Origin of the sequence: Nocardia sp. NPDC050713, from assembly GCF_040654315.1 — a bacterium.
GTDB lineage: Bacteria > Actinomycetota > Actinomycetes > Mycobacteriales > Mycobacteriaceae > Nocardia.
The window spans coordinates 203626-225501 of sequence record NZ_JBFAHS010000015.1 but is presented as its reverse complement, the minus strand read 5'-3'; the positions used below and the strand labels follow the sequence as shown (position 1 = coordinate 225501).

General features: G+C 68.1%; 4 protein-coding genes and 1 pseudogene. 3 read left to right on the top strand and 2 right to left on the bottom strand.

The window, feature by feature from the left end; all coding sequences use genetic code 11:
• The first annotated feature begins 396 nt into the window (after positions 1–396).
• Positions 397–894, top strand: coding sequence for a hypothetical protein (locus tag AB0H49_RS26225; RefSeq protein WP_357255094.1), 498 nt, complete (start codon positions 397–399; stop codon positions 892–894).
• Between the two features lie 26 nt (positions 895–920).
• Here the strand turns inward: AB0H49_RS26225 and AB0H49_RS26220 are convergent, their stop codons facing one another.
• The gene (locus AB0H49_RS26220; protein WP_357255091.1) at positions 921–1856 is read right to left on the bottom strand and encodes a phosphotransferase; all 936 of its coding nucleotides are present in this window, start codon (positions 1854–1856) and stop codon (positions 921–923) included.
• A gap of 339 nt (positions 1857–2195) precedes the next feature.
• On the opposite strand from AB0H49_RS26220, the gene AB0H49_RS26215 reads away from it, so the two are divergent.
• Positions 2196–2711: a hypothetical protein gene (locus tag AB0H49_RS26215; protein ID WP_357255089.1), complete on the top strand. Its 516-nt coding sequence runs from the start codon at positions 2196–2198 to the stop codon at positions 2709–2711.
• Between the two features lie 7 nt (positions 2712–2718).
• Here AB0H49_RS26215 and AB0H49_RS26210 read toward each other — a convergent pair.
• Positions 2719–20754: pseudogene (locus AB0H49_RS26210) on the bottom strand (amino acid adenylation domain-containing protein); the annotation flags it as partial.
• Positions 20755–21475: 721 nt separating this feature from the next.
• On the opposite strand from AB0H49_RS26210, the gene AB0H49_RS26205 reads away from it, so the two are divergent.
• Positions 21476–21847 carry a hypothetical protein gene (locus tag AB0H49_RS26205; RefSeq protein ID WP_357255132.1) on the top strand — a complete coding sequence of 124 codons (372 nt, stop codon included), beginning with the start codon at positions 21476–21478 and terminating at the stop codon, positions 21845–21847.
• The last annotated feature ends 29 nt before the right edge of the window (positions 21848–21876 follow it).

Sequence of the window (21876 nt, the reverse complement as noted above, 5' to 3'; positions counted from 1 at the left end):
ACCGACGACCGAGACATATGTCCAGTTCAGAGGCATAGACACCGACGCTGACGCGCTGCCTTATCAAACCAAGTCGGCCTGCGCAAGCCCTCGAGCCATCCCACTGGCCGATCAGGCCTGGACACCCAGCGAATAGGCAGGAGATTCGCCCGCGAAATCGGACTCGGTGTCAGTTGCGTCCGGGTGCGGCAGGATCAGGAACCGCTCCCCTACCGACGGCTGTCGGCACCACCTTCGCGACATCGGCCGCTCGCGCCGTTGGCCGCCGCCCGAACCGCGCGCCCGGAGCTTTTCACATCCGGGCGCGACCCGAGCGCAAATGCCACCCGTCCGGAAGTACGATGTGCGCCAAACCTTTTGGATACATGCACAACGAACTGTGCAGCGATGGAGCCTATGTCGCATCATTGGGCCGACGACGCAGCCATCGGCCTATGGGAGTTCTCCATGCAGCCCAGTCACCCCACCGCGCAGAGCTCACCCGCTGACAACTCGCCGGTGCCACCGCTTTTCGCCGACTACTCACTGCCGAAGAAGGTGTGGGAGGTCTTGGGAGGCCCTGCCGTCGGTGGCGTGATTTGTGGTGTGGCGTTGCTGGTGAACCTTTGGGCCTACATCGCCGCGATCGTGCTCGTCGTCCTCGCCGGACTTCCCGCAGGCGCCCAGCACCGAACCTTGCCGGGCGCGCTGATCCGCGCATGCGCGGCCGGGATCGTGTGGGCGGTCGCCATGCTGCTCGTCAGCGGCATCGGCGACCCGACGCTGACCCTGCCGCCTTTCGGCGTGTTCATCACCTTGTTCGTCCTTGTGCCAACCGCCCTGAGCGCGACGATCTCGTGGTACTTCGGCCGCCGAGCGAGCCGAATTCGGATCGAACGACGGCGTGCACGATGAGTTCGCGACTGGCCTGCTGGAGTGTTTCACCACCCGAGTCGCCTGCTGAGCCAGTTGGCCGTGACTTGCGCTGAGTGGGCCTGGTACCGGCGGAGCCAGGGTGATCGCGGTGGCGCGGGCTCGCGGCTTTTCATAGCCCAGTAGCCCGCAAGGGCGCACAGGAATGCCGATACCGCGGCGGGATCGACGCCGCTGGTCGTTGGATGCGTGGCGAGGAGCTCGTCGACATCGATTCCGTGCGCGACGATGTTCGGAGTGAGCGCGACGAGATCGATCCACGCGGCGCCGCGGCAGGGCCACGCCCAGTCGAGGACCATGACGCTGCCGTCGAGTTGTAGCAGCATGTTGTCCGGGCGAAGGTCGGTGTGCAACAACGTTTCACCTGCGGCGTGGTCGGTCCAAGTCGATTCCAGCTCGGCCAGCTCGTCCAGGTTGCGCCGTGACCAGCCATCCAAATCGGCAGGAGGCTCGTGCTCCGCGAATCTCCTCCAGCCCTGTAGCTGCCGTCCGTAGTGCTGGACGATTGTCGGCAGATCAGGCAACGGGCTGGGCGTGAGCATGATCGCCAGCCGCTCGATCGTGGCCAGCACCGCTGCCAGCTCAGCTCGTCGATCGAGCCGGGGGTGTCGGCCAGGAACGTAGTCGAAGACCGCGACCAGCCAACCTCGGGCATCCAGGGTGAACCGCAGCGCCGGTGTGGGGACCGTTGGCGGCAATCGGGCGGCGGTTTCGAGTTCGGTCCGGTACATCACGGCGAGGCTGTCATCGGTGCTGATCGCCTTCGCGAAGAAGTTCTGACCGTCACGCAATTCGAGCCGGGCTGCCAAGCCGTGGCTGAATCCGCCCGCCTGGGTGGTGGCTGCGCGCACCTGAGATCCCAACCGGTGCTCGACCTCGGCGCGCACGGTGCCGGGGAGTTCGTCCCATCGAATTCGGTTCACGCTGTTGTCATCCCCGTCCATGTGACCATCGTGGTGCGGGGCGCTTTCCAGTGCCAGTTCTTTTGTAGCCACAGATTCGCCAGACACACGCAGGATGCGCCGGTTCTTCGCACCCGGGCCGCTTAAGCTGTCTGCGGCGCCATGTGCGACAAATACGCGAGGCCAGAAAGCACTAAGAGGTACACGTCCAGGAGGTGCGGAATGCCGGAAGCCGGTCGTTGGCGGTCTCGTCCGATGTTGATTGCGAGCATGTTGCCGCTCGCGGTCCTTCTCGGAACCGGAGTAGCCAACGCATCCCCGGATGACACCCCTGTCACGTCACCGACGCGCCTCGAGCAGGGGCTACTCCCTCCGCAGGCCGTGCTCGTTCCGGTCGCCGAGTCGCCGGTCGACACCGCGGCTGCGGCAGACACCCGCGGCGACAGACGACCAGCGCATCCGGTCGCCGACAGTCCGACCGAGACGGTCACCGCGCCGGACGCGCCGCCGACCGTGAGTCAGGAGCAGCTCGAGGCATTCTGCGCGCAGATCCCCGTCGATCCCCGCCAATGCACCGTCGCCGCCGTGGACGCGGGCGTCGGTGCGGCGATCGGTGCGGGCGTCGCCGCGGGACTGTCCGCACCGGTCGCGATAGCCGCCGCGTTGGCGGGCGCGGCGGCCGGGTTCATCGTCGGTATCCCGTTCCTGCCGACCGGCTTGGTTGTCGGCCCGCTCCTCGGCGCGGCCCTCGGCGTCACCATCGTCGCCATCCCCGCCGCCCTGCTCGGTGGGGCGCTCGGGGCGTCGATCGGGGCGTTGCTGGGCATCAACACGCCCCTCCCGCAAGAGGACGGCCGCACCGAGGAATCCGGCGCGCCCACCACCTCGCCGAACTGAGCGGACCTCACTCCAATCGTGCGTTGAGAATCCGGGCGATCTGAGCGATCGCACTCGGTTCGGTCATCGCCAGATGCGTCGTATCGATGTCGAAGACCGAGATCTGCCCGCGGACCACCCGCGCCCATCCCTCGTGCCCCGTGGCATCCGATCGCCTTTCCCGTGTCGCGGTGAAATAGAGCATGTCGCTGTCCAATACCGCGGGCCGCCATACGCCGACCGCCCGGATCGCCAGGTTGTAGGCATCGGTCAGGCGCTCGATCCGTGTGGCGTCGATACCGAGGCCGCGCCCCAAGTGCCGTTCGATCAGCTCGGCGGCCTCCTCGGCGGTCGCGTCGGGGCTCACGAAATCGACGCCGAGGACCGGACCGAGATTGCTGATCAGCTCTCCCGCGGTGACCGCGGAGAATGTCGGCTCCTCGACACCGTCTACCTCGGCGTCCAACAGCGCGAGCAGCGCGACCTGCTCACCGGCGGCACGCATCTCGACGGCAACGGCATGGGCGATCACACCGCCCAGTGACCAGCCGAGGACGTGATAGGGACCGTGGGGCTGAACGGCGCGAATCTCGTCGAAGTAGCGTCGAGCCATCTCTTCGATCGTTGTCGGACCGGGGACGTCGCCGCCGATCTGCGGAGCCTGTAGGCCGTAGATCGGTCGACCGTCGGAGAGGTAGCGGTCGAGGGTGCGGTAACACCACGACAGGCCCGCGGCCGGGTGGATACAGAACAGTGGTGGTCGCTCACCGCCGGTCCGGATCGGCAGCAGCACGTCGAAGCCGTGATCGGTTCGCTCGACGACGGGACCCGAGCGCATTCCGGATTCGATCCGCTTCGCCAGATCGGCGGGGCAGGGATCCGACAACATCCAGGCGATCGGCACCTCGTAGTCGAGTTCTTTCCGCAATTCGTTCACCACTTGCACCGACTTCAGCGAGTTACCGCCCAACGCGTAGAAGTCGTCGTCGGCGCCCACCCGATCCGCTCCGAGCACCGCTGCGAATGCCCGTGCGACCGCACCTTCCAGCCACGACGAAGGCTCCCTGAACTCCGCTACCGCGAGCACCGGCTCCGGTAGTCGCGTGGAGTCGAGCTTGCCCGACGCGGTCAGGGGCACCGTGTCGAGCACCATCACCGTGGTGGGCAGCATGTATTCCGGCAGTTTGGTCGCCGCGTGCGCCAAGACGGCCGCGGTGTCGACCGCGGCGCCCGCGGCGGGCGTCAGGTAGCCGACGAGGTGATCCACCGCTCCCGTGGAGCGCACCACAGCGATCGCCCTGGCGATGCCGGGGTACTCGGCGAGTACCGCCTCGATCTCGCCCAGTTCGATACGCAGCCCGCGCAGCTTCACCTGGAAATCGGTGCGGCCCAGGTATTCCAATTCGCCGTCGTGGCGCCAACGCACCAAGTCGCCGGTGCGGTACAGGCGACCGCCGTCGCCGTACGGGTCGGCTACGAACCGTTCCGCGGTGAGTCCCGGTCGTGACCGATAGCCGCGGGCGAGCTGGGCGCCCGCCAAGTACAGCTCCCCGGCGACACCCGGCGGCACCGGATGCAACCGGTGGTCGAGGACGTATGCCCGCGCGTTCCATACCGGTGTGCCCATCGGCATGTTCGCGCTGTCGGATTCGGTCACCCGATGCGCGGTCGCGCACACGCTGAACTCGGTCGGCCCGTACAGATTGTGCACCTCGACCCCGGGCACTGTTCGCCGCACCGCGGCCACCACCTCGGGGCCGAATGCCTCACCGCCCACCAGCAGCGTCCGCACCGACTCGAGCGACCGCGCGGGCGCCGCGTCCGTGAATACCGCCAGCATCGACGGCACGAACGCCGCGACCGTAACGCGCTGGAGGGCAATGGTTTCGGCGAGGTAGGCCGGGTCGGCATGTCCGTCGGCTCGTGCGATCACCATGCGCGCCCCTGCCGCCAGGGTCGCGAACAGCTCCCACACCGACATGTCGAACGTGGCCGGGGACTTCTGCAGCACCACGTCGTTCGGCGTCAGCGCGCAGAGGCCGCTGACCCACCGCACCTGGTTCACCACCGAACAATGCGATATCGCAACACCTTTCGGCCGTCCGGTCGAGCCCGAAGTGAAGAGCACGTACGCGACGTTGTGCGGTCGCAGCGGCGCGCGCCGATCCGCGTCGGTGACCGGCGCGTCATCGAAACCGGCCAGCTCCAGCCCATCGAGGGACGACAGCTCCAGCACCGGTGCGGCGATCGACAGCATGTACGCGATGCGGTCGGCGGGAAGGTCCGGATCGACCGGCACGTACCCACCGCCCGCGGCGTGCACCGCGTACACGGCGGTGACCTGGTCCAGTGAACGCCGCATCCGCAGCGCCACCAAAGATTCCGGACCCACGCCCCGGGAGATCAACCACCGCGCCAATCGGTGCACGCGAGACGCGAATTCCGCGTAAGTCAGCGACTTTTCGCCGAATACCACCGCTGGCCGATCGGCATGCGCCCGCGCGGAGTCGGCGAAGATCGAGGGCAGCGTCTCGCCGGGCGGTAGCCGGTGTTCGGTCGAGTTCCACTGCGTCAGAACCGCTTCCCGTTCCTCGGCGCCGAGCAGTTCCACCTCGTGCACCGGCTGTGCCGGATCGGCCACCAGCGCGCACAGCAACCGCAGGAGGCGATCGACGATCATGGTTACCGTCGTCGCGTCGAAGAGGTCGCTCGCATAGGTCACCGCGCCAGTGACGCCCGCCGGGGCGCCGGTGGCGTCGTAGGAATCCGAGACCGTGATCTGCAGATCGAACAGCGCGGTGTCGGTGTCGGCCGTCACGGCCGACGCCGAGAGCCCCGGGAGTTCGAACTCGGCCCTGCCGATGTTCTGGAATGCCAGCATCACCTGGAACAGTGGATGGTGCGCGTGCGAGCGCACCGGGTTCAGCTCCTGCACCAGTCGCTCGAACGGAACATCGGCGTGCCCGAACGCGGCCAGATCGGTTCCGCGCACCTGCTCGAGCAGCTGGGTGAACGTCATCCCCGGGGTCAACCGGGTCCGCAGCACCAGGGTGTTGACGAACATCCCGACCAGATCGTCGAGCTCCGGCTCGCCGCGTCCCGCGTACGGAGTGCCGATGGCGATGTCGTCGGTATCGGCCAGCCGGGCCAACGTAGCGGCCAGCGCGGCATGGAACACCATGAACAGTGTCGTGTTGTGCACCCGCGCGACCCGCTGCAATCCCGCGTGCAGATCGGCGCCGACGGCTATCGGTACGCTCGCGCCCGAATAGGTCTGCACGGGCGGACGCGGACGGTCGGTCGGCAGCTCCAGCAAAACCGGCAGCTCCGCCAATGCGACTGTCCAGTAGTCGATCTGGGCGCGCAACAGGGACTGGGGATCGTCTTCGGTCCCCAGCACGGTTCGCTGCCAGATCGCGTAGTCGGCGTACTGCACCGGCAGTGGCGGCAGGCTCGGTGTCTCCCCGGCCAGGTGGGCCGCGTACGCGGTCATGGTGTCTCGTGCCAGCGGGCCGAGCGACGATCCGTCGCAGGCGATGTGGTGCACCACCACGGCGAGGACCCACTCGTTCGGCGCGAGCTCGAACAACCGGATCCGCACCGGCGCGTCGACCGTCAGATCGAACACCGTCGAGACGAACGCCGACAAGGCTTCGGCCAGTTCATGTTCCGCGACGGAGGTCACGGTCAGCGGCGCGATCGCCGCGGCGGGAAGGACGACCTGCGACGGCTCGCCCTCCCCATACGGGTACACGGTCCGCAGTACCTCGTGCCGGTTCAGCACCTCCTCGACGGCCGCGCACAGCGCGTCGAGATTCAGCTTCCCGGACAGCCGTAGCACGATCGGGATGCTGTAGGCCGCCGAGCCGGGCTCGAGCTGGTTCAGGAACCACATGCGCTGCTGGGCGTACGACAGCGGAATGCGCTGCGGCCGTTGCTGTGCGGTCAGCGCCACCCGGCCGGTGTCGGCCCGCGATTCGGCGCAGGTGGCCAACCGCGCGACCGTCGGCGCCTCGAAGATCATCGACGCCGGGATGGTCGCGTCGAGCGCGGCGCCGATCCGGGCCGCTACCCGAATCGCCACCAGGCTGTTGCCACCGAGTTCGAAGAAGTCGTCGTCGGCGCCTACCGGACCGTCGATGCCGAGGATCTCGGCGAACACGCCCGCGACTATCTCCTGCACCGGTGAGGCCGGGGCCCGGAATCGCTTGGCCTGGACGACCGGTGCGGGCAGGGCCGCGCGGTCGAGCTTTCCATTCGGCGACAGGGGAATCGCGTCCAGGATCATCACCGCGGCGGGCACCAGGTACGACGGCAGCACCTCGGCCAACGACGCCCGCAACTGTTCACCCGACAGGCCCGCCCCGGCTTCGGGCACCGCGTAGGACACCAGCATCTCCGGCCCCGTGTCATCCTGCCGCGCGACGGTGACCGCGTATGCCACATCCGCCCGCGCGCTCAGCACCGCGTCGATCTCGCCCAGCTCGATCCGATAGCCGCGGATCTTCACTTGGGAATCGTTGCGCCCCAGGAACTCCAGGGCGCCGCCGGTGTTCCAGCGCACCACATCACCCGTGCGATACATGCGATGTCCCGGTTCCCCGAACGGATGCGCCACGAACCGCGCCGCGTTCGTCGCCGCCCTGTTGAGGTACCCGCGCGCCAGCGCAGGGCCCGCGACATACAGCTCTCCGGCCACCCCTACCGGCACCGGCTGCAACCGGGCATCCAGGACCAGCGCCTGCGTTCCCGGCAGCGGGGCACCGATCGTCGGCCGCTCATCCGATCGCAGCGCGCCCGTCGCGGTGGCGGCGATCGTGGCCTCGGTCGGCCCGTACAGCACCTGGAACTTTCTGACGCCCGCGCTGTCGGTGCCCGCCCATCGGCTCACCAGATCGGCCGGGACCTCCTCCCCACCGGACATCACCAGCCGCAGGTCGTCCAGCCCGTCCGGATCCACCGACGCGAGCGCGGCCGGGGTCAGGAAGGCGTGGGTGACCCGCCGCACGCGCAGGAGCTCGGCGAGTTCGCCGCCGCCGTATATCTCGGTCGGCGCCACGACCAGGACAGCGGCCCGGCTGACGGCGATCAGGATCTCCAGCAGTGCGGCGTCGAACGACGGCGACGCGAAATGCAACACCCTGGAGGTGTGCCGGAGTTCGCGGTCGGCGCGCCACACCGAGATCAAGTCGGCGATGCCGGAATGGGTGATGGCGACGCCCTTCGGCACTCCGGTCGATCCGGAGGTGAAGATCACGTAGGCGATATCCGCGGCCCGCAGCGGCCGCGACCGCTCGTCATCGCTGATCGGGCCGCTCGCCGACGCGTCGATCCACGCGGCGACGGCCGGGTCGTCGAGGACGATCCAGTCCACCGAATCCGGCACCTCGGCACGCGCCGCCGATACCGTAATCCCCAGCGGTGCACCTGAATCCGAGACCATCTGCTCTATCCGGCTCGCCGGATAGCCCGGGTCCACCGGTACGTACGCGGCGCCCGTCTTGACCACCGCCCACCACGCGACCACCGATGCCATCGACCGCGCCGCCGCCACCAGCACCGGACGCTCCGGTCCGGCGCCACAACCGATCAGTACCCTCGCCAGCCGACTGGACCGCTCGTCCAGCTCCGCGTACGTCAGCGTGGCATCCCCCGCGACGACGGCGATACCGTCGCGGTTGTCGCGTACGGCCGAGGCGAACACGTCCGGCAGCAATCCGGAGGGCTCCGCAGCCGCCGCGGTCCGTGTCCCGACGCGCGACGTGAGCGCCGCGCGCTCGTCGGCTTCCAGCAAGTCGATGTCCCCGATCACCACGGCCGGATCGTCGGCGACGGCTTCCAGCACCCGCACCAACCGTCGGACGATCGCCGCTGCGCTCGCCTCGTCGAACAGATCCCGCGCGTAGGTCATCGTTCCCGAGATACCGTGCGCCGCATCGGTATTGCCGAACGAATCGGACAGCACCAGTTGGAGGTCGAACTGGGTCGCCCCGGTATCGGCGTCCACTCGGGCGACCCGGACGCCGGGTAGCGCCACATCGACCGTCGACACGTTCTGGAACGCCAGGACCACTTGGAACAACGGATGCCGCGCCGCCGATCGCTCCGGGCTCAACGCCTCCACGACCCGCTCGAACGGCACGTCCGCGTGCTCGAACGCGAGCAGGTCCGTCTCGCGAGCGCGCATCAGCAACTCGGCGAACGGTTCGCGGGTATCGACCCTGGTCCGCAAGGCGAGGGTGTTCACGAACATCCCCACCAGAGCGTCCAGCGCGGGCTCACCGCGTCCCGCGACCGGGGTGCCGATCACCACGTCATCGCTGTCGCCGAGTCGCCCCAATACCGTTGCCAGCGCGGCATGCATCACCATGAACAGCGACGCTCCGCGCGCCCGTGCCAGCCCGAGCAGCCGCTCGTGCAGACTCGCATCGATCTCCACGGGCACCCGGCCGCCCGACAGCGACGCGACGGCCGGACGTGGTCGGTCCGCGGGCAGTTCCAGCCGGTCGGGTGCGCCCGCGAGCGTCGAGCGCCAGAACTCGAGCTGCGCGGACAGCAACGACGCCGGATCGTCTTCGGTCCCCAGCATCTGCCGTTGCCACCACGCGAAATCCGCGTACTGCACGGCGAGCGGCTCCCATTCCGGCGCGTGCCCGGCCAGTCGCGCGGCATACGCCGCCATCACGTCACGGGCCAGCGGTCCCATCGACTGACCATCGCCTGCGATGTGATGGACCACCAGGGCCAGTAGGAATTCTCCTGTGTCGCCGTCGAATTCGAACAGCCCCACGCGCATCGGCACCGCGGTCGTCACATCGAATCCGCGCCGCACGAACTCGCCCACCACCTCCGGGACCGAATCCGCGGACACCCGCACCGGCTCCACCGGCACCGCGGGCTCGTCGAGAACGACCTGCCGCGGCTCACCGGAGACCTCCGGGTAAATCGTGCGCAGTACCTCGTGACGTGCCATCACATCCGCGAGCGCGGCCGCCAGCGCCGCGGTGTCCAACTGTCCCGACAGCCGCAGCAGCACCGGAATGTTGTACGCCGCGGAGTCCGGATCGAACCGGTTCAGGAACCACATCCGCTGCTGCGCCAGCGACAGCGGCACGGGGTCGGGGTGCACTCCGGGTAGCAGGGGCAACCGGCCCACGCCGCTGAGTGTCCCTGCGAGCGCCGCCAATTCGCCGACCGTCGGGGCCTCGAACACCGACCGCACCGGCACGCGCACCTCCAGGGCCGCGCCTATCCGCGCCACCACCAGCGAGGCGCTCAGCGAATCGCCGCCCAGCGCGAAGAAGTCGTCGTCGACTCCCACCCGGTCCACGTCGAGTACCTGCTCGAATGTCCGCGCGACCAACTCTTCCAATCCCGGTGCAGGCGCACGGAATTCGCGCGCGACGGCAACCGGTTCGGGTAACCGCTCGCGATCCAGCTTCCCGTTGGCGGTCAGCGGCACCTCGTCCAGCACCACCACCGCGGACGGCACCATGTACCGGGGCAACGCCTCGGCCAGTGCCGCGCGCAACTCCTCGCCCGACACCTCCGCCCCGGTCGCGGCCACGACATAGGACACCAGCAGCGTTGATCGCCCCTCGTCACTGCGCGGCACGGTGACGGCGTATGCCACATCCGCACGCGCGCCCAGCACCGCGTCGATCTCCCCCAGCTCGATCCTGGTGCCGCGCACCTTCACCTGAAAGTCGTTGCGCCCCAGAAACTCCATCTCGCCGGCGGCGGTGCGGCGCACCATGTCGCCGGTCGCGTACATGCGCTGGCCCGGCTCCCCGAACGGGCATGCGACGAACCGCGCCGCGGTCAACGCCATCTTGGCGACATACCCATCGGCAACGCCGGGGCCGAACAGGTACAGCTCGCCCGCGACACCGGGTGGCACGGGCCGCAACCAGGTGTCCAGGACAACGGCCGCGACCGTGCCGACGGGCCTGCCGATCGTGACCGCGGCGCCCGGCGTCAGAGCGTCGCCGGAGGTAGCCCAGATCGTGCATTCCGTCGGCCCGTAGACATTGATCATGGCGCGATCCGGCGCCCACCGATCGACCAGTTCCGGCCCGACCGGCTCACCGGCCGCGGCCAGCACGCGCAACCCGTCGAGACCATCGCACGGAACCGTCGCCAGCGCCGAGGGTGTCACTATCGCGTGCGAAATGCCCTCGCGGCGCATCAGTTTCGCCAGCTCGGGCCCGGCGTAGACATCGGCGGGTGAGATGACGAGCCGACCGCCCGAGCCGTGCGCCATCAACAACTCGAAGATCGAGGCGTCGAAGCTGGGCGAGGCGACCTGCAGCACCACCGACGCCGGGTCGACGCCGAGTATTCGCCGCTGCGCCGCGACGATCTCGGCCAAGCCGCGATGGCTGACGAGAACGCCCTTGGGCGTTCCGGTCGACCCGGAGGTGTAGCTCACGTACGCGATCTGGTCCCGCCGAATCGGCCCGCCGCGTTCGACATCGGTGATCGGCGCACCAGAGACCGAGTCCAGGGTGTCGTGCGTCTGCTCCTCGTCGAGGACCAGCCAGTCGACGCACTCGGGGAGATGCTTCCTGGTCGACGCATCGGTCAGTCCGACAACCGTTTTCGAGTCCGACAGCAAGAACTCGATACGCTCCGCCGGCAGGATCGGATCGATCGGCAGTACGGCGGCGCCGGTCTTGGCCACGGCCCACAGGGTCAGCGTCGCCGCCGGGGATCGCGGAAGCACGGAGGCGACGACCTGTCCGCGCTGGGCGCCGTGCCACAGCAGGATCCGGGCCAGACGTGAGGATCGCTCGTCGAGCTGCCGGTAGGTCATGGCAGCCGCACCGCACCGCACGGCGACCGCGTCTGGTTCGGCGGCAGCGGAGGCGGCGAGTATGCCGTACAATGTGTCCGGAATCGCCGCTTCCGCAACCGAAACCGGCCACAGCGGACCCGATTCCCCGGCGAGCTCGCCGAGCCGCACGTCCGCGTTCGCGGCGATCCGGCACAGCAGCTCAACGAAGCGATCGAGAATCCCGCGCGCCGAGGCGGTGTCGAACGCGCGCTCGTGGAACCGGAGGGTGATCCGCAGCCCCTGCACCTCGCCGTCCTCGGACTGCTTCGGTTCCACGGCCAGGCTGAGCGGGTACGGCGTCGCGTCCACACCGCTGAGTTCGTCCACCCGCAGGCCCGCCGAATCGACGAGTTCCTGCAGCGCCGTCCGGTCGATGGGGAACGACTGGAAGGTGATGACGGTGTCGAAGAGTTCGGGCAGGCCGACGCTGCGGTGAATCTCGGGTAGGCCGATATGGTGATGCTCCAGCATGCGGGCGTGCCGCGCGTGAATGCCGGTCAGCAACTCGCGCACCGTCATGGTGGGTCGCAGCGGGACTCGCACCGGAATCGTGGTGAGGAACATGCCGAGCGTCTGATCGACCAGCGGCAGCTCCGGAGGCCTGCCCGACACCGCGGCGCCGAACATCACATCGGTCTCGCCGGTCGATACACGCAGATTCAGCGCCCAAGCCGCGGCCACCGCGGTGTTGATGGTGACGGCCGTCTCCGCCGCCACTAGACGGAGTTCCGCGAATCGATCCGCCGTGAGTTCGGCCGCGACCTCGGCGGCGCAGACCGAGCCCGCCGACGAGGCTTCGCGGGACACCCGGGTGGGTCCGTCGACATTCGAAAGCTCCTGCGCCCATGCCGCTTTGGACGCGGCGCTGTCCTGCCGAGCCAGCCAGGACAGATAGTCACGGTAGGACGGAGCGGGACCGGCGGAGTCGATACGCGCGGGAGATCCGTAGTAGTCGAGCAGTTCTCGCATCAGCAACGGCATCGACCAGCCGTCCAGGATCGCATGGTGGTTCGTGACGAGCAGCCGGAAGGACCGCGCGTCGAGCCGGATCAGCGTCAAGCGTAGGAGCGGAGGAGCCGACAGGTCGAATCCCGCCGCCGCGTCGGCCGCGGCGATCGCGCCCGGGTCGGCGGGCGATCCCGCGTCGACACCATCGGCGAGATCTACCTCGCGGAACGGGATTTCGGCATGGTCCAGCACGACCTGGCACGGCCCGCTCGCCGTCTCCACGAAGGCGGCCCGAAGGATGTCGTGCCGGTCGACCACGGCTTGGGCGGCACGCCGCAGGCGCTCACCGTCGACCGCGCCGGACAATCCGATCATCGTCTGGACGGTGTAGTTGTCCCCGGCACCCGGGTCGAACGTCGAGTCGAAGTGCATCCCGGATTGCATGGGCGACAACGGCCACACGTCGGACAGGCCGGGGTACTGGCGTTCCAGCCGATCGAGGTCGTGTTCGGTCAGCGTGACGAGCGGATGCCCCGAAAAGCGGTCCGCCGTCGGGCGCCGCGGGGGTTCCTCGATCGCCACCGGGGCGGCGATGTCGTCCGCCAGTGCGGCGAGCGCGGCAACCGTCTTGTGTTCGAACACATCTCGCGGTGTGAGTGTGAGCCCGGCGGATCTCGCCAGTGCCACCAGCCGCATCGAGACGATGCTGTCCCCGCCGAGCGCGAAGAAGTTGCTGTCGGCGGACACCGTGTCGAGATGGAGTACATCGGCGAAGAGTCGCGCCACGATCTGCTCGGTAGGCGTCGACGGCGGTCGCCCGCCCGCGGCGTCGGCAGCGAAAGGGCGCTGCCGCAGGGCTTTCCGGTCGATCTTGCCCGTGGGCGTGCACGGCATCTCGTCGAGCCGCACGATCGCCGCGGGATTCATGTACCGGGGTAGCCTGGCCGCGAGATCGTCGCCGATCGCCGCCACATCCACGGCGGAGCCCGGCGCGGAGACGACATAGGACACCAGAACCGGTTCACCGGAAGTGCCTTGCACCGCGACGGTGGCGACACTCGCCACGTCCGGGTGCCGGGCGATGTGGGCATCGATCTCCCCCGGCTCGATCCGCAGCCCGTGAACCTTGACCTGCTGATCGCAGCGACCCAGGAATTCCAGCGCCAACCCGGCGGGTCCGCGCACCCAGCGCACGGAATCACCGGTGCGGTAGATCCGCTCGCCGCGAGTGGATCGCGGGTCCGCGACGAAGCGCGACGCCGTCACGCCCGGTCGATCGATGTACCCGCGGGCGAGTCCGGGCCCACCGACGTAGAGTTCGCCCGCGACACCGACCGGCACCGGTCGCAGCCAGGTGTCGAGAACCAGCGCGGACGCACCGCGGATCGGGCCACCGATCGTCACCGGTTCGCCGGGTACGAGGGCGTCCGACCCCGTCGCCCAGATCGTGCACTCGGTCGGTCCGTAATGGTTCATCAGCCGTCGCCCGGCGCCCCACCGGTGCACGGTGTCCGGCCCGGTCGCTTCGCCGACGACCGCGAGCGTTGTCAACGAGGGAATCCGGGACGGATCCATCGTGTTCAGCACGGACGGGGTGAGGATCGCGTGCGAAACCCGCTGGGACCGAATCAGTTTCTCGAGATCGGTCCCGCCGTACACCTCCGGCGGCGCCACGACCAGACAGGCGCCACTGCCGTGCGCCAACAGCAACTCCGACAGGCAGGCGTCGAATCCCGGCGACGCGACCTGCAACACCCGCGCATCGGTATCCACACCGAACGCGTCGACGTGTGCCGCGACCAGGTCGGCCAGGCCTCGATGGCTGAGCTGGACCGCCTTCGGCGTACCGGTCGATCCGGACGTATAGATCGCGTATGCCGCGTTGTCGGCGGACAATCGGCCGGTATCGGCCGGATGGGGTAGACCATCATGACCGTCCGAAGCCGGAGCGTCCAGCAGCAACCAGTCGACAGTGTCCGGAAGCCGCTGTGCCACAGCGCTGGTCGTCACGCCGAGGCCGGTCCGCGAGTCGGACAACAACTCCCCGATCCGCGCGGCGGGATTGCCGGGATCCACCGGCAGGAACGCGGCGCCGGTCTTCGCCACCGCCCAGATCGCGACGACCAGTTCGGCCGAACGGGGCACGGCCAGCGCGACGAGCGACTCGGCCCGTGCGCCGTGGCTCGCCAGCAGGCAAGCGAACGCGTCGGCGCGACGCTCCAGCTCACGATACGTCCACGTGGAGTCACCGCACCGGACTGCCACAGTGTCCGGATACCTCCGCGCGGTCCCCCACAGGATGTCGCGTAGCACGAGCGCTGCGGCCGGGTCCTCGCCGCGTACCGAAAGCAGTTCCGCGCGTTCGGAGTCCCGGTACGAGGAGACGTCGGACACCCTCCGGGCGGGGTCCATGACGATCTGCCCGATCAGCAGCTCGAATCGTTCGAGCAGTGTGCGGGCCTCGTCCGCATCGAATCGGTCGGTGGCGAATTTCAGTGTCACCGTGTAGGTGTCGGGCTCGTCGACGTCCGGTCGTCCGTCGCGGCCCGACCGCGGCGGGGTCACCTGCAAGCTCAGGGGATACGGCGTGGCGTCGTGGGCGTCGACCTCGACGAGCCGCAAACCGGCGTCGGAGAGATCGCGTGCCAACAGTTCTCGGCCGAGTGGATAGGACTCGAGTACCGTCGCGGTGTCGAACATATCGGTGATGCCGATGACCCGTTGCAGTTCCGCCAGACCGATGTACTGGTGATCCAGCATCGCGGCCTGCTCGGATTGCACACGGACGAGCAGGTCACCGACGGTCTCGTCGGGTTCGAGCCGGACGCGGACGGGCAGCGTGTTGACCAGGAGCCCGACCATGCGCTCGATGTCCGGAAGCTGCGGCGGGCGCTGCGACATCGTATTGCCGAACACCACGTCCGACCGTCCGGTCATGGCGGCCACCAGCAATGCCCACGCCACCTGCAGGGCCGTGTTGGGCGTGACGCCGTGCGAGCGCCCCAGCTCGAAGATCGCGGCGGTGGTCGCGGCGTCCAGGTTCATGCCGACTTCACCGGCGTCCGCGGCGGCTGTTCGATCCGGCCCGCCCGCGACCCGGGTCGGACTGTCGATTCCGGCGAGCATCTCCTGCCACGCGGCGATCGCGGCGGCGCGATCCCGAGTTTGCAACCACCGCAGATACTCTCGGTACGAACGAGGGGGCGCGAGGTCGGCGGTATCCCCGTCGGAGGCGTACAAGGCGAGCAACTCGTGGATCAGCAGAGGCATCGACCAGCCGTCCAGCACGAGATGGTGGTTGGTGACCAGCAGCTGGAAGGTATCGACGCCGGTACGCACGAGGTGGAAACGCACCAGCGGCGGGTGAGCCGGGTCGAACGGAGCCGCGGCCTCGGCCGCGAGTCGCCGAAGCGCTTCCGCCTGCGGGGCGACATCGCTGACACTCGACTCGCTCCACTCGACCCGGGTATCGCGCAACACGATTTGCCGTGGCCCGTCGGCACTCTCGACGAACGCGGTCCGCAGGCTGTCGTGGCGGTCGACGAGCACCTGCGCGGCCCGCCGCATCCGCTCCGTGTCCACGTGCCCGGCGAAGGTCAGTGCCGCCTGCACGATGTAGCCGTCGTCGCCGTCTCGGTCGTAGATCGTGTGGAACAGCAGCCCGGACTGCAGGGCGGTCAGCGGCCACACATCGGTCATCGACGGGTATTCCCTCAGCCAGCCGTCGATTTCGTGCTGCGACACCGTGGTCAGCGGGAAGTCGGAGGGGGTGAAGCCCGGTGTGGTGTCGGATCGGACGTGCTCGCCCAGCGCCAGCAGTGCCCGAGCCCACAGCCCGGCGAGTTCGTCGACCTCCTCGCCACTCAACACCTGCGAGGCGAACTCCCAGGTCGTGTCGAGTTCGAGTCCGTCGCTGCCTTCCTCGGCGATCGCGTTGATGTCGAGGACGGCGGCCAGCGCCATCGCCGGATCGCTCGTGGCGGTCAGCGCGGTGAATTCAGTGGTGGGCGCCCACGGCCCCGAGTGCTCAGCGGCGCCCACCCGCCCGAGGTAGTTGAAGCTGATCTGCGGTTCGGGCAGACCGCCGAGCTCGGCACTGCCCTGGGGATCGAGACAACGCAGCATTTGATAGCCGATGCCGTTGTCCGGCACCGCACGCAGCTGCTCCTTCACCTGCTTGATCGCGTGTCCCGCACTCGGTCCACCGGCCAGCGCATCATCGAGATCGATGTTCTCCCAGTCGATCCGGACCGGGAAGCGGGTGGTGAACCAGCCCACCGTGGAGCTGAGATCCGCGCCGGGCACGGCCCGCTCCTCGCGGCCGTGTCCCTCCAGCGAGATCAACTCTCCGGCGGCCGCCACCGCACCACGCCTGCGCCGCCACTCACTCAGTGCCAGTACCAAGGCCGCCAGCAGCGGTTCGTTGGCGCTGCAATGGAAGCGATCCGGAATGGTGGTGAGCACCGCCTCGGCGACCGCCGCCGGGATGCGCTGACGAACCCGGCCGGCCGTGGCTCCGACGTCACGATCCGGCAGCAGACGGCGCGAGCCGAGAAGTTGATCGCCGCGCTCGAGCACGTCTTTCCAGTGTTCGAGTTCCGCCGACCGCCTGCCCGGCGCCTGCACGACCAGGCCGTGCGCCCAGCGCCGGAACGAAGTGCTGACCTGTCCGAAACGCGGTGCGCCGCTGGGCATTCGCGACCAAGCCTGCGCGAGGTCGGCGAGGATGATGCGCCAGGACACCGCGTCGACGGCGAGGTGGTGGATCACCAGCCACATCAGGTCGGGTCCGGACCGGTCGCGATCCCGAATCCAGACGGCCTGCACGAGCACACCACTGCCGGGATCCAATCGATCCGCCGCCTTCTGAAGGTGGCGATCGACTTCGGCGGCGTCACGTCGATCGAGCCAGACGTCGACGAGCGCGGCGTGCGGGTCGACGGCTTCCCGATCGAGCACCTCGACGTACGGATCGACCGAATCGCCGCCGCGCAGCACCGCGCGCAACATGTCGTGGCGCTCCAGCAGGGATCCCACGACGCGCACTAGACCCGCCCGGTCGACCCCCTCGGGCAGCTGCACGAGCGCGGCCTGCGCGAATCGGTCGTAGTGACCCCGATCGAGCATCGCGCGCATGATCGGCGACAGCGGCATCGGCCCCACGCCGGCACCGGGCAGCTCGGCCAACTCGAGGGTGTCGACGGCTTCCGTCGCCGTGGCCGCCAGGCCCGCGACGGTCTTGTGCACGAACACATCCTGGGTGGAGAAACTCAAGCCCTCGGCCTTGGCCCGCGCCACCAGCCGGATCGACAGAATGCTGTCGCCGCCGAGTGCGAAGAAGCTGTCGTCCGCCCCGACCCGAGGCACGCCGAGCACCTCGGCGAAAAGCCGTGCGACCGTCTTCTCCCGAACCGTGGCCGGCGCCCGGCCGACCGGCGCGGTCCCGAATTCGGGCTTCGGCAAGGCGCGGCGATCGACCTTGCCGAAGGCGTTCACCGGAAGGGCGTCCAGCGCGACGATCACCGCCGGGACCATGTGCGGCGGCAGCGAATCGCGGGCGAAGCGCTGAAGTAGGAGCGGATCGACGCGACGGCCAGCGACCGGGACGACGTAGGACGCCAGTACGGTCGTGCCGACGTTGTTGCGGACCGGCACCGTGACGGCGAGATCCACGTCCTCGTGGGCGGTGAGCGCGGCGTCGATCTCGCTCGGCTCGATCCGGTAACCGCGGATCTTGACCTGGAAGTCGCCGCGCCCCAGCAATTCCAGCGTCATCTCGGCGTCGTCGCCGGTCCAGCGCGCGATGTCGCCGGTGCGGTACATCCGCTCGCCGGCGTCGCCGTACGGATCGGCGACGAACCGGGCGGCGGTTTCGCCGGGCAGTCGGCTGTAGCCACGGGCCAATCCCGGCCCAGCGAGGTACAACTCGCCCGCGGTGCCCTTGGGCACCGGCTGGAGGGTTCGGTCCAGCACCATCGCCGCGACGCCACGGAGGGGGCCACCGACCGTCTGGGCGCGGCCGGGTCTCAGCCCGGCGCCGAGGGCGGTCACGGTGGTTTCGGTGGGACCGTATTCGTTGTACATGGACAACGACTGGGTCCACCGCTCGACGACGTGCGGCGGGCAGACGTCGCCACCGACCACGACCACCCGCAAGTCGGTCGCCGGACTCGGGTCCACGGTCGCCAGCATGGCGGGGGTCAGCGTCAGGTGGGTCACGTGCTCGTCGGCGAGCAGGCGCGTGAGCGGAGCACCGCCTGTCACTTCGGGCGGCACGATCACCAGCGTGGATCCGCTCGCGAAGCAGGTCAGAAACTGTTCCAGCGAGGCGTCGAAACTCGGCGAGAGGGCATAGGACACGCGGGATTTCGTGTCGATACCGTACGTGGCGGCGCGGTCGGCAACGAGATTCGCGAGGCCGGTGTGGGTGACCTGGACGCCCTTCGGCTTCCCGGTGGAACCCGAGGTATAGGTGACATAGGCGATATTGGACGGCCGTAGCGGGCGGATACGGTCTTCGTCGGAGATCGGCCCGCTCGCAGCGTCGCATTCCTCGAGGGTCGCGGGGTCGTCGAGAACCACCCGATGTATCTGTCGCGGGAGCCGCCCGCGCAGAGCGTCGACCGTGATCGCCACTGTCGCACCGCTGTCGGCGATGATGTGGTCTATCCGCTTCGACGGGTACTCGGGATCCAATTGGACGAACGCCGCACCGCATTTCGCGACCGCCCACGTCGCCACGACCGATTCGACCGAGCGGGACAGCATGATCGCGACCGCCGTATCCGGCCCACAACCCAGGGCTATCAGATGCCGGGCCAGCTGGGAGGATCTGGTGTCCAGCTCGCCATACGTCATCGTCCGCCCGGCCGAGCTGATCGCGCACGCACCACGATTCCGGCGGGCGCTCGCGGCCAAAATCTCTGGAAGCAGCCGTGTTTCGACCCCGCCGGGCCCCCGCACCGGCAGCAGCGCGGACCGTTCCTGTGCTTCCAGCAGCGGCAGCCTGCTGATCGGACAGCCCGCTCCCCCGGCCAGGAACTCGTGCAGGAACATCAGGAAGCGGCGGTGGTGACCGGCGAGTTCCTCAGGGCTGTAGGCATTCGGATTGCCTTGGAAGTCGATGTGCGTACTGTCTTTGCCCGCACCCGGATAGATGTTGACGAAAAGGTCGGCGGTCGGGCCCGAGGTGAGGACGTGCAGGCGGCCTGTCGTCTCACCCAGCACGACCTCGTTCTCGACCATCATGAGGTTCACGGCCGGCCCGAAGGACGCCGCCTCGTCGCGCGCGATTCCCATATCGTGGAAGATGTCCTCTTGGCGATAACGCTGCCGCCGAAGCGCACTCGTCAGCTCGCTCAGCACAGCGGCGATCAGCTCACCCACACTGCGGCCCGCGACCCGCACGCGCAACGGGACGACATTGGCCACCATTCCCCCGGAGTGGCGCAGCACGGCGGAGTGCCGACCCGAAACCGGGAGGCTCAGCAATACTTCGTCGCTCCCGGTCATTCGCGCGAGATAGGCGGCGAACGCCGCGACGATGGTCGGTGTCACGCTCGTGCCGTTTCCGAGCACGACGCTTTCCAGCAGATGCGCTGTGGCCTCGGGCAATTCGTCGCTGACCAGCGTCGGATGAATGGTGGCCTTGCCCATGCGGCTGGAAAGGCTGACGAGGGGAGGCGCGTCCGCCAGATGCTCCGACCAGTATCTGCGGTCGTTGTCGAAACGCTCCGAGCCCCGGTACGCCAGATCCTGCTCGACGACGACACCGAGATCCCGCGCCATACACGGCGGCGCTTCCTCGGAGTTCACCCACGCGTTGTACAGCGCGGTTATTCGGTGCAGCATGGTGACGGCGGCGAATCCGTCGAGCGCGATATGGTGCGCCCTCTGATACCATAGGAAATGGTTCGCGCCGACCTGGAACACGATGCTCGCCATGAGGTCGTCACGCAATAGGTCCAGCGGAGCAGAATAGTCCTGAACCATGATTTCGAGCGCGGTCGCAACCGGATCGGCGTGTCGGCGCAAATCCATTACCGAGACCTGACCGCCACGTTCCTGGTCGATGAACTGACGCGGCTCTCCATCGACCTCGATGAGGCGCAGATGCCCCGAGCCGAACTCACGACTGGCGGTTCGGCAGGCCTCGGTGAGCAATTCCACGTCCAAATCGCCTACGATCTCGACGTATTGGGCCACCGATATCGGCGACGATTCCGCGAGATGCTGAGCGAACCAGATTCCCCGCTGGGCCGCGGTCAGTGGAAGAATGCCGGACGACGGACGTCGCGCGTATCCATTACCGTTGGAGTGCGCTCCGGAATCCTTTTCCCGATGTCCGGAGGAACGGAATGAGCTGATCTCCGACCGTTTCGATCGGTCCCGACTGTCATCGATGCCACGCTTTCGGCCCATTTCGAACCTCCGACGATATCGTTCATTTCAGGAGCTCAGTTGTATTGCCGTAAGGTTGCCTATATCGGATTGTTAGAAGTTTGCAACGTGGTTACGACAACCGGAATGCATGCTCAGGAAAATCATGACGATCGGCAACCGATCGCCGACAGCGGTCTCGCCGGCCGGACGTCTCCGTCATCCGCCCCATAGTCAGTTCACCTGCGGCGCGAGCCCCAGGACTGAGGTCACAGTTTTGGATACGATACAGCGTCTCGCAGCAAATATAGCGCAAGATCTTGCCACAAGGTCAAGACGGCCGTAACCTGGCATCAAATGTCCCGCGAGCACGAAGGAGTAGTTCGCACCGAGAGACAGCAATGAGTTGGCTATCGCTTGCTGTGAGCAGTCCCGGTTAGGACGATCCCATACGCCGGTTCCTCCGCGCGGTGCTATTGCACCGTGTGGTGAAATCGCGGGCTTGTTCATCGAAAAGCACTCCTTTAATTCGCGCATCGAGCACAAGAGTGCTCCTTGACAGCCAGTCACTTACGACTGCCCGCGAGTTCCCGCCTGCCACAATTCGGCTGGGCGTTTTCCCGTGCGCCCGACACATCTCGGTGACCAGCTGGGAAACGTCGGAAGGCAGGGCTTATGGGGCACTTCGAGCCCGCGGCCCGGCGCGGATGCCGAACTCGCGGCGCGCATCAACGATCTGCTGCTGCCGATCTTCAAGGGTGTTGGCTCCGAGCGCGCCTACCAGTACCTGACTGCCGCCTTCACGATCATGGAAACAGAGCGCGGAGTGTTCGCGGCACTGGCGGTGGTGGGCACGCTGACGCTGGTGCGCCGCGAACCCACGCGGATGGACTGGCCGCCCTGGCCATCGTCGCGAGCAGGCGACACCACCGCCCCTCGCCCACCCCGGACAGCGACGCAATCCACTGACCGGCGAGCAAGGCGGATGCCGTGAATGTGGACGAAGTGATGTGGTTGTGCATC

Excerpts from the sequence above, each read along its gene's own strand:
- AB0H49_RS26220 (WP_357255091.1), bottom strand. The coding sequence starts at position 1,856 with ATGGACGGGGATGACAACAGCGTGAACCGAATTCGATGGGACGAACTC.
- AB0H49_RS26225 (WP_357255094.1), top strand. The coding sequence starts at position 397 with ATGTCGCATCATTGGGCCGACGACGCAGCCATCGGCCTATGGGAGTTC.